At 34.5% G+C, this 12,974-nt stretch carries 13 protein-coding genes; 8 read left to right on the top strand and 5 right to left on the bottom strand.

The window, feature by feature from the left end:
- Together FLACOL7796_RS15695 and FLACOL7796_RS15690 are read right to left on the bottom strand one after the other, a co-directional pair.
- Positions 1 to 449, bottom strand: a 449-nt coding sequence (locus FLACOL7796_RS15695) for a hypothetical protein (RefSeq protein WP_173971683.1), incomplete at its 3' end; no start/stop codon positions are given.
- A gap of 140 nt (positions 450 to 589) precedes the next feature.
- The gene (locus FLACOL7796_RS15690) at positions 590 to 994 is read right to left on the bottom strand and encodes a helix-turn-helix domain-containing protein (RefSeq protein WP_173971682.1); all 405 of its coding nucleotides are present in this window, start codon (positions 992 to 994) and stop codon (positions 590 to 592) included.
- 183 nt (positions 995 to 1,177) lie between these two features.
- Between FLACOL7796_RS15690 and FLACOL7796_RS15685 the strand changes: the two genes are divergently transcribed.
- A complete protein-coding gene (locus tag FLACOL7796_RS15685; protein ID WP_173971681.1) occupies positions 1,178 to 1,738 on the top strand; it encodes a hypothetical protein in 561 nt (186 codons plus the stop codon).
- Between the two features lie 17 nt (positions 1,739 to 1,755).
- On the opposite strand, the gene FLACOL7796_RS15680 is transcribed toward FLACOL7796_RS15685, so the two are convergent.
- A complete protein-coding gene (locus FLACOL7796_RS15680; protein ID WP_173971680.1) occupies positions 1,756 to 4,134 on the bottom strand; it encodes an outer membrane beta-barrel protein in 2,379 nt (792 codons plus the stop codon).
- 202 nt (positions 4,135 to 4,336) lie between these two features.
- Between FLACOL7796_RS15680 and FLACOL7796_RS15675 the strand changes: the two genes are divergently transcribed.
- Both FLACOL7796_RS15675 and FLACOL7796_RS15670 read left to right on the top strand, forming a co-directional pair.
- Complete coding sequence (locus FLACOL7796_RS15675; RefSeq protein WP_173971679.1) at positions 4,337 to 5,365, top strand: sensor histidine kinase; 1,029 nt, start codon at positions 4,337 to 4,339, stop codon at positions 5,363 to 5,365.
- Positions 5,365 to 6,090, top strand: coding sequence for a LytR/AlgR family response regulator transcription factor (locus FLACOL7796_RS15670; protein WP_173971678.1), 726 nt, complete (start codon positions 5,365 to 5,367; stop codon positions 6,088 to 6,090). Before FLACOL7796_RS15675 ends, FLACOL7796_RS15670 begins: the two co-directional genes overlap by 1 nt.
- 82 nt (positions 6,091 to 6,172) lie before the next feature.
- Here FLACOL7796_RS15670 and FLACOL7796_RS15665 read toward each other — a convergent pair whose 3' ends face one another.
- Both FLACOL7796_RS15665 and FLACOL7796_RS15660 read right to left on the bottom strand, forming a co-directional pair.
- Positions 6,173 to 7,306 carry a serine hydrolase domain-containing protein gene (locus FLACOL7796_RS15665; protein ID WP_173971677.1) on the bottom strand — a complete coding sequence of 378 codons (1,134 nt, stop codon included), beginning with the start codon at positions 7,304 to 7,306 and terminating at the stop codon, positions 6,173 to 6,175.
- 30 nt (positions 7,307 to 7,336) lie between these two features.
- The gene (locus tag FLACOL7796_RS15660; RefSeq protein WP_173971676.1) at positions 7,337 to 8,671 is read right to left on the bottom strand and encodes a metal-dependent hydrolase family protein; all 1,335 of its coding nucleotides are present in this window, start codon (positions 8,669 to 8,671) and stop codon (positions 7,337 to 7,339) included.
- Between the two features lie 232 nt (positions 8,672 to 8,903).
- Between FLACOL7796_RS15660 and FLACOL7796_RS15655 the strand changes: the two genes are divergently transcribed.
- The 5 genes from FLACOL7796_RS15655 (at position 8,904) to FLACOL7796_RS15635 (ending at position 12,786) form a co-directional block, all read left to right on the top strand.
- Positions 8,904 to 9,692 (top strand): SDR family NAD(P)-dependent oxidoreductase, encoded by a 789-nt coding sequence (locus FLACOL7796_RS15655; protein WP_173971675.1) that lies wholly within the window; start codon positions 8,904 to 8,906, stop codon positions 9,690 to 9,692.
- 233 nt (positions 9,693 to 9,925) lie between these two features.
- Positions 9,926 to 10,732, top strand: a complete 807-nt coding sequence (locus FLACOL7796_RS15650) for a phytanoyl-CoA dioxygenase family protein (RefSeq protein WP_173971674.1) — start codon at positions 9,926 to 9,928, stop codon at positions 10,730 to 10,732.
- A 154-nt stretch (positions 10,733 to 10,886) separates the two neighbouring features.
- Entirely contained in the window at positions 10,887 to 11,573 is a 687-nt protein-coding gene (locus FLACOL7796_RS15645) for a CDP-alcohol phosphatidyltransferase family protein (RefSeq protein ID WP_173971673.1), read from the top strand.
- 3 nt (positions 11,574 to 11,576) lie between these two features.
- Entirely contained in the window at positions 11,577 to 12,008 is a 432-nt protein-coding gene (locus FLACOL7796_RS15640; RefSeq protein ID WP_173971672.1) for a GtrA family protein, read from the top strand.
- Positions 12,009 to 12,207: 199 nt separating this feature from the next.
- Positions 12,208 to 12,786 carry a DUF4833 domain-containing protein gene (locus FLACOL7796_RS15635; protein WP_173971671.1) on the top strand — a complete coding sequence of 193 codons (579 nt, stop codon included), beginning with the start codon at positions 12,208 to 12,210 and terminating at the stop codon, positions 12,784 to 12,786.
- The last annotated feature ends 188 nt before the right edge of the window (positions 12,787 to 12,974 follow it).

The raw sequence follows: 12,974 nt of genomic DNA, 5'->3' as shown, positions 1-12,974 counted from the left end.
AAATAAAAAATAGTACCAAAAATTAATATTGGTAAAACAAAATAATAATAACTAACAAGTTGATTAGTATTACTATAAATAGCGAAATAATAAAAATCACCAAAATAAAGATAGGCAAGTAACAAAATACCAAACGCTAGAAATATTATATAGTTTTTGGTTCTTTCTTTAAATTTAAAATAAGAGTTAGGAGCTAGAACAAATAATAAAAACTTTGAGTATTTATCGTTAGATTGCTCTATTCTATTTTTCAATTTATTTGTTGCAATCTTTATCAAGTAGTATAAAGTGCCCATAATAAAAAGAGGTAGAACAAAATGGAAATAACTTATATGATGATAAGTGCCATACAAATTAATGGTAAAAAAATGCTGATTAAAGTAAAAATACACAAGTAGTAAAGTGTAGACTGCTGCAAAAATAAAATAGTTTTTAGTTGTTTTTTTCATACAGTGGTTTTTAAAAGATCTCAAACTAAAAGTTGTAAAATAAAAGAAACTAGCTTCACGATATTGAATATGATTTATTTTACTAATTTAAATATATAAAGCAAGAAGGACAAAACCAGTAAAAATGTTCCTACAGGTATCTATTTCTCAATCAATTTCTCAAGCCTAACCATCATTTCATCTTTTTCTTTCAAAATACGCTCGTACAAAGCAATCATTTCATCATACAATTGTACAATTTTATCAATAGGATTAAATGTACAAGTATCATTCTTTTGATAACCAATTGATCCATTATCAAATGAATTAGAAATAATATTTATAGCCTGTTCCTCATCAAAATTCTGAAAAGCTTCAACAGGAATTTTTAATACAGCCGAAATTTGTTTCAGCAGATTATCTTCAATTACATCTTTCTGCTCCAGCATTGAAATTTTCTTTTGGTTCCAGTCTTCGCCCAGATCGTAAGCCAATGCTTCCTGCTTTATGTTAAGCATTTCTCTAAAACGTTTTACGTTTCTTCCCTGATGTATTTTCTGTTCCATAACAAATATCAATTTTTCTAAAAGCTCAAAGATAAAGCCATTTCGATTAAAAATCCTGAATTTCAAAGATAAAAAAATATCCCGTAAAACATTTCTTTTGTCAGAATATTATAGCTGCTTTTCGAATAGATTATCCTTTATAAAGAACAGAACTTCGCCCGAGAATTTTTAAATTTCATAAATATGAAAAAGAATAAAATATCCTACGATACAGGATTTTGGGCAAGCTTTGCAACAGGAAATCCCTTTACGGTAATAAACGCCTTTTTTGCTTTTGCCGATCTTGATTATTATAAACAAACTTTAACCGAAACAGTATTTTACAGCTACAAAACAAAAGTTTATAAAAAGGAAAATCCTTCGGATGTTTTTGTTTTTTATACGGCTCTAAGCTATTTTATTAAAGTTTGTTATTCATTAAAAAAGAAAAATAAAAAATGGAAAGTGAAAGCGTCTTTGCATTCTGAAACGGTTTTTGATCTTTCGTCGCTAACCAAGCAGGAATACAAAGATCCTTTTGTTGTATTTAAAAAAGCATTCAATAAAAAAACGCCTAAGGAATTCGAATTATTTTTATGTCAAATCCTCGAACTTTCTTTGTCTCCATGTCCCGCAGATCCAGTTTTTGACCTGACAACGCCTTATGTTTATTTAATAAAAATGCTTGATGCAATTGCATTAATAAGAGAAAGGGGAGTCGGGAAAATCGGGAAAAAGGATCAGATTGATTTTATAGCGGAATAAAATATCCGTATTTCGTTTTACATTCTTTTGGTTTCATCTTTTAGCGATGTAGCTTTTACTTCTTTATTTTTTCCTGATCCAAAATAATAGGTGAGTTGCACATAATAGTTGCGTGTTTCCCAACGATTGGTCCAGTCGGTTGATACATTGTTTATTCTGGTGGTTTCGTTATAAAGGCTTTTTTTAAGCAGGTTGGTACATCCTGCTTCTGCGACCAGTTTTTTGTTCAGCAAGCTTTTTTTGGCGGTTAAACTAATGTCGTAAGTAGCTTGTGTAAAGCCGCTAGGCGTGGTAGAAAGACCGTTGTAGAAACAATTCATGGTAAACTTCCAATTGTTTTTTAAGTCTGCGCTTTGGTAAAAATTAAGATCGTAGCCAAAACCTGTTCCGTCATACGAGAAGTTTTCTATTGCTGATTTTTCTCCGGTAAAATACGTGTCTAAACTCAATTGCATCGTCCACCATTTGGCAGGCTCGTAAGGCATTGAGGCCGAAAAGCCAAACCTGTTGCCTTTGGCCGCATTGGCATCATAAGTAACATTATAGTTTTGTTCGCGCTGATAATCTATAACCTGAATAAAGCCATCTTTGTAAAGATAACCGTAAAGGTTCAAATTCAATTTACTTTTGTAGATGTAACTAAGTTCGAAACTGTCGTAATATTGCGGTTGTAATGCCGGATTTCCGATGTTTAGCGTATACGCATCTATATATTCGTAATACGGGTTTAGCGACAAGTAATTTGGCCTTCCGATACGTTTGCTATAGCTAAACTGGTACTGATTGTTTTCGTTCTTGTAACCAAAGGAAAGAGACGGGAATAAATTAGAATATTCTCCTTTATTTACCTTGAAATTTATTTGAGACGTTGCCGCAAAGTTGTAATACTCCATACGCATTCCTGCCTGAATGTTCCATCGGCCAAATTCACCAGACGCCTGCACATATCCCGAAGCCAGTTTTTCATCATAATTAAAATCATTGACCAATAAACTGTCGGGTATAAATAGTAATTCTGTATTGTTGGTTTTATAACGGTTGTAATAATCCATTTTTACATAAGAATACTTGGCACCAGCCTCAAAATTGATGTTTTTTTCGAACTTCTGACGAAAATCAGCCTGAAGATTGGCAATAGTGTAGGATGTTTTGTTTTCGCCTGCAAGTTCCATAAAACTACCATTGGCATAATCATTAGTCTGCGCTCCGTTTTTCTTTTTACTAAACTGCAAAAAGTTGGCTTGTACATCGAGTTTTGTAGTAAGACTGTCAGAAGTATAATTATAAAATACATTACCCGAAACACGTTTCTCCGGAACTTTAAAAAACTGACTAAGATTAACCGTATTTTTCAAATTATTGTCAAGATATTCATTGGTATAACCCTGAGTAGTTTCGTCGCTCTTTTCGTTATAATACTGCCATTCGGTACTTACAATCTGGTTTTTATTGATTTTTCTTTCTACAGCGAAATTCAGGCTGGATGATGTCGTAACCGGAAGCCAGGTATTGTATTGGTCTATAATTTTTTCGTTTCCGTCGATGGCAATGTTTTGCTTTATATGTCTGTAATTAACAGATTTTCCGTTGTAGTACGATCCATTTGTAGTAATCGTCCAGAGAGAATCATTATAAAACAATCTTCCTCCTTGTCTGCTTTTAAAATAGTCGCCTTTGTAAGCCGCTGTACTTATGTTTCCGGACAAACCCGTGACGCTGCTTTTCTTGAGGACAATATTTACAATGCCTGCCGTTCCTGCTGCTTCATACCTTGAAGAAGGCTGCGCGATGATCTCAACCGATTTGATGTCCGAACCTTTTAAGGAGCGTATGTATTCGCGCAAAGCATCTCCGGAAAGCAGACTTTTTCTACCGTTAATCATAATCTGTATGTCTTTGTTACCGCGGTAAACAAGGTTTTGGTCTTTATCAAGACGCATGCCCGCTACTCTGGCTACAGTTTCAAGTCCGTTGTTTCCGTTGCCTATACCGGAGGTATCCACATCAATTATTGTTTTATCGCCTTTTATGGTAATGGCATTTTTACGGGCATCGACAACAACTTCATTCAGTTGATTTTGCTCTTTTACTAATGTAATATTTAGCATCTCGGGAAGGTTAGAAGCTGTAATTTCTTTATTGTATTTAGTATAACCCATGTAACTTACCGAAAGATTTCCTGAGATAAAGGAAGTGGGAAGCTGTATGGAGAAATGACCCGTTTGATCAGTTGTTGCAGTAACTATTTTATTTTGATTTTTGTCAGTAATAGATACTGAGGCAAAAGAAATGGCGGTGGCGTTATCCTGATCTTTTACGGTGCCTTTAATCGTGGTTTGCGCTACATTAATTAGCGGTAATAAAAGCGTGGCGAGTATAAGTAATAGTTTTGTCATGTGGGGTTGGATTTATGCTGCAATGTTACGGGGCTTATTTTTCTTAAAAATGTATTTAGTATCAATTGGCTCTTTTGTAAAACAAAAGCTAAGCAGGATTGTGTATTGTATTTCGTTGTGCAATTGCGGGTGTTTATCCTGTAATGAATCGCGTTAAACCAGTGAAGTTGGCTTTATAACCGAAAAGAATTACTTTAGCATTATGAGCAGAAAAAAAGAAATACTGTACCACATTTTATTCTGGTCCTTATTTGTGGGATTGGACCAACTGCTAATAAGCATAACGGTTCACAAGGATTTAGATACTCCGTGGAGTATTCTGCAAAACATTGGTTTTCTGTTGTTAGAAATGCTGATTTTTTATCTTAACTATCTTGTTATCTGCCCAAGGATTATTCCCTATAAAAAATGGTATCTATTGATTCTGGCGCAACTCAGCCTTATTATACTTTTTCCCGCCTTACGTTTTATTTATGAAGAAGTTTTTCTTTTTAAGATCACAGGCAGGCATAATTATAATATGAGGACCCTGACGCCCATTTATTATATTTATGATAATTCGTATTATTCTGTAAGAGTGCTGTTGTTTAGTCTCGTAGGTTATTTTATGAAATACCTTTGGAATACGAGCGCTCAGGTAAATCAGTTGATTTTAGAGAAGAAATACGCCGAAATGCAGGCTTTAAAAAATCAGCTAAGTCCGCATTTTTTATTCAATTCGCTGAACGGTTTCTATTCTGATTTGTACGACACGAATCCGGAAGTAGCGGCTGATATTATGAAACTATCAGAAATGCTGCGTTATGTTACTTATGAAAGCGAAAATGATATGGCGCTGCTAAAAGATGAAACCGTATTTCTGCAAAATTATATCGATCTCTTTAAAAGGCGTTTTGACGGTATGGTGGCAATAGATTTTATACATCCGGATAATTTGGCCCATTACAGAATACCGTCGTTAATGTTGATTCATTTTCTAGAAAATGCCATTAAGCATGGGATCAGCGATGATTTTGAAAATCCGATAATCATAAAGCTAAAAATTGAAAACGGAAGACTTATCTTTACATCAGACAATAAATACCGAATTACCAAAAGCTTTGATGAGCATGGTGTAGGAAACAAAAACATAAGCCAGCGACTGAATTTAATGTATCCTGACAACCATACTCTTATTATTGTAAAGGATGAAAACAGCCATAAAGTAACCCTAAATATGCCATTGAGCTGATGAGCGAATACCTTACTGCCATAATTGTAGATGATGAACCGCCTGCTATACGCTTGCTTCAAAAATATTTCCAGCAGCTTCAGGGAATCAAATGTGTTGCTACCTGCACGCGTGCTGTAGAGGCTCTTGCGCTTATAGAAACACATAAACCTGATGTAGTGTTTCTAGACATACAAATGCCTGATCTTAACGGTATACAACTTTCGGCAATCATCAAAGACAAGGTAAAAATCGTGTTTACTACGGCGTACCCGCAATTTGCAATAGAAGGATTTGAAGTGAATGCAATAGATTATTTGCTGAAACCCATTCCGTTTGAGCGTTTTATTGTGGCTGTAGAAAAAGTTCGCAAACAACAGACAGAAAATACTGTTGTAAATACAGCTGCTGAAACGAACATTGAGGATTACTTTTTTGTAAAAACGGATGGTAAAAAACGTTATCAGCGCATTGAAGTTAAAGCCATCAATTATTTAGAAAGCATCAAAAATTATGTTGTACTGCATACTGCATCCGAACAGGTGGTAACGTACAATACCTTAAAATATTTTGAAGAAAACCTGCCCGGCAGTCAGTTCGTAAAGATCCATAAATCATTTATCGCGGCTATTGGCAAAATTGAAAAAACAGACAATAATGAAGTCTGGGTTTCAGGAAAATGCCTGCCAATTGGTGATACTTACCGAAATGATTTTTTTGAGAGAATAGAACGATTCGAAATTTAATTTTTTCTGTATTGAATATTTTTTAAATAATTAAAATACAGTTACAAGCTTTACAAATGTTTGGGAAGAATGGAATGCAGATTTAGCCATTCTTTTCCATTACAGTTATTTTATCGAATATTTCAGTTAATGCATCTTCCATAATCTTGGCGGTTTCTGTGCCACTTTGATTGGTAATAATAAAGGCACCCAAATCGTATTTTGGAACGATATAAATATAACATTGCGATCGCGGCACTCCGCCATGATGAACGTAAAAGGTGCCCAGTTTTTTATTGCCTGTATCGATATTCCATAAATACCCAATACTAAAATCATTATCAAATTTTACAATTGTTTTATGTGATTCAGCAACGATTTTATTGTTTTTCAACTGAAACTTGATATACTTCACCATATCAGGTATTGTTGATTTCATATTGCCGGATGCTCCCCAAGGTAATTGCGGCATTGGCGACGTGATTACGCTATTATCGCTATGATAACCTACTGCAAGCTTTTTAGTTTCCTGACCAGAAAGATTAATTTTGGTGTTTTGCATTGCAATGTTTTGAGTCACGTAATCTGTTAGTAGTTTTTCATATTTTGTTTGGTACACTTTTTCGAGAATAAAAGCTACAAGTTGGCTTCCTGCGCTTGAATAAGAATATTTGTATCCTGGAACAGTATCGATTTTGACTTTATGAAGGTCTCTTAAAAAATCTTTTTGATGGTAGTTTTTATAAAGTTCATTGATTTTTGCCGGAGTATCATGGTTGGTGAAATCAGCCAGAATTGTATTGGCTTCAAACGGAAGCATATTCGGAAATCCGCTTGTATGAGAAAGCAGGTGTTTTACGAGAATAGGCTGATCGCCATACTTTAGATTTGGATAATTTTCCGGTAAATACTTCTGAATTTCGTCGTCGATATTCAATTTCTTTTCGCAGACTGCTTTTGCTGCAAGAGTTCCTGCAAATGTTTTGCTTAAAGAGCCAATTTCATAAATGGTTTCATTATCAGGACAATTATTTTTTCCTTTTTCTAATTCGCCATAATGACCAATAAATTCTTTTCCCTGATAAACTATCGCGATTGAAGCAGAATGAATTAAAGGTTTTTTTGTCATTCTTTTTGCCGCGCTATCCATTAAAATTTTAATATTTTCCGGTGGTGAGTTTTGCGCCAGGCAAAAAATAGGGGAGAGTAAAAGAATTAAAAGTAATCTGTTTTTCATGTTTTTTAAAAGGTTGTTAAGCTCCTTAAATTATTTATCAAGTATGTTTTTATAAACGACACCATCTTTTACAATCAACAATAATGTTTTTTCGTAGTCTTCAAGTACATTCAAATTTGCAATAGGATTTCCGTCTACTAATAAAATGTCGGCATAAGCGCCTTCTTCGATAACACCCAATTTATTGGGATAAGGATTACGAGGGCCGCTCATGGCAAGCAATTCTGCATTGGTAGAAGTAGCCATTTTTAGTATTTCATAAGGTTTGTACCAGCGCAATAACTTTACAAGATCTCCAGCTCTTTTGGCTGAATGTTCAGGTTCAAACAAGCAATCTGTTCCAAATGCAGTTTTAATATTATACTTTTTTGCAAAATTATAGGCTTTATCAGTACCGCTCATCATAGCTTGTTGTTTGATACGATTTGGAGAACCCTCGGCATAAAGACTTTTACCTTCGTCTATAAATGGCTGCAGACTTAACCAGGCTTTTTTATCGGCCAACATTTTTGCGGTTGCATCATCAATAAGCTGAGCGTGATCGATGCAACGTACTCCTGCACGCAATGCTGTTTGTATGGCTCTTGGTGTATAAGCGTGAACGGTGACATAAGTGCCCCAGTTTTCTGCTGCATCAACGGCGGCTTTCATTTCGGCTTCTGTAAATTGAGAAACATCCAAAGGATCATAAGTGGAAGAAACACCACCACCAGCGGCCAGTTTTATTTGTGTGGCACCAAGGCGAAGCTGCTCTCGTACACGTTTCAATACCTGATCTGCACCATCGGCTATGACTCCAAAATTATTACGTTCGGTAAAATCAAGACTTGCTGCAATATCTCTCGGAACCGCATTTGGGCTAAGGAAATCGCCATGACCAGCGGTTTGCGAAATCATAGCGCCTGAAGGATATATACGCGGACCAACAATTAAACCTCTGTCTATCGCTTTTTGTAAACCGGCAGCAGGACCGGCAAGATCTCTAAAGGTTGTAAAACCCTGCATAAGATCTATCTCTGCAGATTTAATAGCATTTGCAGTAATGTATTCTATATCACTATTCATTAGTTCTACGATGTTCATCGACTCCATCATGATATGGGTGTGAGCATCAATAAGACCCGGCATCAAAAATTTTCCTTTGCCATCAATAATGATCGTGTTTCCGCTTTTATCTGTTGGGATTGGTGATGTAGAAATTTTGCTAATCAGATTATTTACAATCAAAAGATTTCCATTAATTGTTTTTTCATCTTTACCATTAAAAATCTGAACATTATTAATGAGAATCGTTTTTTGACCCATTACACAAAATGAACTCAGTAAAATTGCAATTGTCAATAATCTTTGTTTTATAAAGTTCATATTTATAAGTGGTATTAAGGTTATAAAGTACTAATATAGCAAATGTTAAATTAAGTTATGGCTTTTTAGCAGGCATTTTAGCATTGCTATTTTAATTTTAAAATAAAAATCTTCTTACTTAAAGAACGCGAAGTATAACGAATCCCACAGAATAGGAGAGAAGGGTCATTATATACGTTGCACAGCTAACAGTTTATAATTAATCTTTATATTTGATTATTAAATGAATAAAATGAGCGAAAACATTAAACCGTATGCCTTAATAACCGGAGCCAGCAAAGGCATAGGAAAATCTATTGCTTATGAATTGGCCAAAAAGGGTTATCCACTATTGCTTGTGGCAAGGAGCGCAGCCGAATTAAAAGTACTATCTGATGATCTTAAGGTTAAATACGGCATTAATGCTTTTGTTTTATCAATTGATCTTTCGACAAATGGTGCAGCACTAAAAGTAATCGATTGGATAAAAACTAATAATTATCCGGTTGGCATTTTAGTGAACAATGCCGGTTATGGTGTTTGGGGCGATTTTAGTAAGTCTTCTTTAAACGATCAGCTTGGGATGATGCAGCTTAACATGAATGTTGTGGTAGAGCTTTCGCATTTATTTGTTCCTGTACTTTCGCAACAAAAACAAGCCTACATTTTAAATATATCCAGTACTGCTGCCTATCAGGCTGTACCTACGCTGGCTGTCTATTCGGCTACCAAGGCTTTTGTTTTATCTTTTACACGCGCCTTACGTTTTGAATTGGCACAAACTTCAATTTCCGTAACTTGTTTTAGTCCTGGTCCGGTTGATACCGGTTTTGCCGAAAGAGCAGGTTTAAATGCTTTTAGCAAAATGGCCGAAAAGTTTAATATGCAGCCTGATGAAGTGGCAAAAATGGCCGTAAAAGCCATGTTCGATAAAAAATCAGAGGTTATTCCGGGTTTTACCAATATTATTTCAGTCTACGCCAATCGCATACTACCAAAGGGATTCGTCGAAAAAATGGCTGCCGGAATTTATAAAATTTAAATTTTTTCGAAAAAAAATAAAAAAAATATTCTTTGTAAAAGAAAATTTATATTAAGTTTGTATTAAATTCTACTAATTCTATAGAATATGTCAAATAAAAGAGAAAATATGTTTAATTTATCTGGAAACCGAATGCACACCAACACGTTAATGTTTTGTTGTTGCTGTTGTTGTTATTCTGTTTTAGATAAAATTTCAAACTATATTATTTCATTTATTAAATCTATATTATCATGGTATCTTCTTATAAAACCTTCACCCTTACTGAGCAATTAACTAATGAGCAAATTGCATTTTTTAACGAACATGGTTTCATCCATTTCAAAAAATTTATAAATCCGGAAACGGTTTCATCCATTATTGATGCTTCGAAACAAGTAGAACAAAATTGGATTGAAAACGATCTTCAAAAAATAAACGGCGTTCCTATCAAATACGGAAAAGATTTAGACGGTTCTGCTATTGTACAACGTTTTGCATTTATCAATCAGCATCATCAAACCTTAAGCGGTCTTTTACTTGACCCGAGATTTAATGGTTTATTACCATTGGCAGGCGATGGCGCAAGATTAGGAACTGAAGAAAAAGACGGAATGGTTTTTAATCATTATATCAACGGGCCGGAAAGTAAGTTTACTAAAATGGGCTGGCATACAGATGGATTGAGAGACATTTTTTATGGTGCAAAATTAAACCCGATGCTAAATGTTGGCATTCATTTAAGCACTTTAAAACCTGAAAATGGCGGACTTAAGATCATTCCGGGTACTCACAAGCAAAGTATTTATCAAATGCTTTTTCGTAAAAAATACTTTTTAGATAATAAAGCCGATCCTGAAGAAGTTTCGATCAATCCGGAAGCGGGAGATTTAACCATTCACGATGGACGTTTGTGGCACAGAGTAGCAGAATCATCTATTCGTGGTGAAGAAAGCAGAAGAAGGGTGATTTATATCCCGATTATTGCTGGAAAGTATGCTCCTAAAAATGAGAATAGCCCAACGGTTTTCTATCAACGTTTTGCTGGTATTGTTAAATAAATATGCTGATTATACTCGCATTTAGTTATCTGGTTAGATCAGGTAAGCTAAAAAGAACCACCGATTTTTTTAAAAATACGCAACGAAAAATAAAATTTAAAATTATAAAAGTAGAACTGGCGATACTGTCAGGATTACAAATATTGCGCTATTAATGGGAAAAGAAACACAGATTGAAGAACACACTGCAATTGTACAAAGAACATTCTCTGACCGTAAACGAACGAATATTTTAAAAAGAGCAGAACAATTAACGATTGTATTTTTGCTTCCAAAGGTGCCTAAATTCATTTCGCCAAACGTGCTCACTTTAATAGGTACGCTTGGTTCGGGATTGGTTTTTCTTGCTTTTGTTTTAGGGGCTTATGTAACCAATTGGTATTTGCTTCTGGGTATTGTCGGATTAGGTATCAATTGGTTAGGCGATTCTTTAGACGGAAGATTGGCTTATTATAGAAACATTCCGCGTCGTTGGTACGGTTTTGCACTCGATATTATTGCCGATTGGATTGGTATTGTACTTATAGGTTTTGGCTATTATATTTATGCTCAAAATAGCACACAAATAATAGCCTTTGCTTTTGTTGCATTCTATGGCTGGTCTATCATCATCAGTCAGTTACGCTACAAAATTACAAATGAATATAGTATAGATTCTGGCTTTGTCGGGCCAACAGAACTTCGGTTTATTATTGCTTTAATTTTAATTATCGAAGTTTTGTTTCATGGATCAATTGCCTATCTGGCTGGTTTAATCTCTGTTGCATTATTTATAATCAATGTTATAGATAGCTTAAAACTTTTAAAATTGGGCGATTTAAGAGATAAAAACCAAGTCTGATATATGTTCAGCAAAAAATCTATTATCACTTTTCTACGGGCACAAGTCGCGGCATTTATAGGCGGCATCACCGATTATGGCTTAATGATTCTGCTAACAGAAGTAGGTAAACTGCATTTTACCTTTTCTATTTTAATCTCCGGAACCATTGGTGCCATTATCAATTTCAGCATCAATAGATTTTGGGTGTTTAAAAATCAATCCGGTTACAGCAGTCACATCAATAGTCAGCTTTTAAAATTCGCTTTGGTGGTGTTGGGAAGTATTTCCCTGAAATCATTTGGTACGCTTGTTTTGCAAAAAGCATTTCAAATCGATTACAGAATCGGAAGATTAATCACGGATAGTTTTGTTTCTTATGGATTTAATTATCCGCTGATTAAATATTGGGTTTTTAAAACCAACCAAAAACAGGATATAATCAAATCAAGTTAATCTGTTAGGTGTGATTGTTTTAACACATAGAGACATAGGTTTGGAACGCTTAAAGAAGGCGTTTCACTTGTTTAAACAATCATAGTTAGGCTATGTGTAAAGAAACTAGTTTCTTTTTAATATTCTTTTCTAACTATATAAAATCTATGTTTCTATGTGTTAAAATAAGCGCAACGAATGGTTATATAAAAATTTCATCATGAACAAATTATCATTTAAATACTTTACAAAATCACTAATCGTTATCACGATCTTAGTAAATATATATTCCGGGAATCTATTGGCACAATCTAAGAATCCATCGCCATTACATTTCCCAACGCCTAAAAATATAGATAATATGCTGTTCTATATTCAGCGCGACCCTAATATAAACACGGCTATTTACGCCATAAACTACCAGGAAAATGGAAAAATAGACAAAAGCAATCCCATAAAAGCCTATTGGATTCGATATGCTGAGAAAGGGGAGAAGAAAGACTTTAATTATCTGCAACGCAAATTTGCCTACGGATTAGAAAGCAAAACCCTGGATAACGAAGAGTTTGAGCTTCAATTTGTATCGTACAAAAAGCTACCCTTAACCTTGAAAAAGATAGATTCAGATCAAAAATATCATGTTTTTGTAAGTGTAAATCAGAAAAGAATACAGGTAGAAAAAATATTCGTACGCATTGAAGGAGGTTCTTTTTGGCTGCCCAATGTAAAGTATGCCGAAGTTACCGGAATTGAGACTTCCTCAAATAAATTAATTACTGAGAGGATGTTGTTGAAGTAGGGTGCCTATATAGGTGGATTTAGCAAAGGTGTTAGTTAACTATATTCAGTATTTATTTTTAGTTTAATTTGCTCGACGCAATATTTATATCTTCCATCTAATTTTTCGTTTACTCTTATGATTTTGTTTTCTAAATCAAGGAAAAAACTTATTGGTTGACTTCTTTTTGGAATAGTATTGACGAGATG

It is taken from the genome of Flavobacterium bizetiae, assembly GCF_902804475.1.
Classification (GTDB): domain Bacteria; phylum Bacteroidota; class Bacteroidia; order Flavobacteriales; family Flavobacteriaceae; genus Flavobacterium; species Flavobacterium bizetiae.
This window is presented reverse-complemented; position numbering and strand designations above follow the sequence as displayed.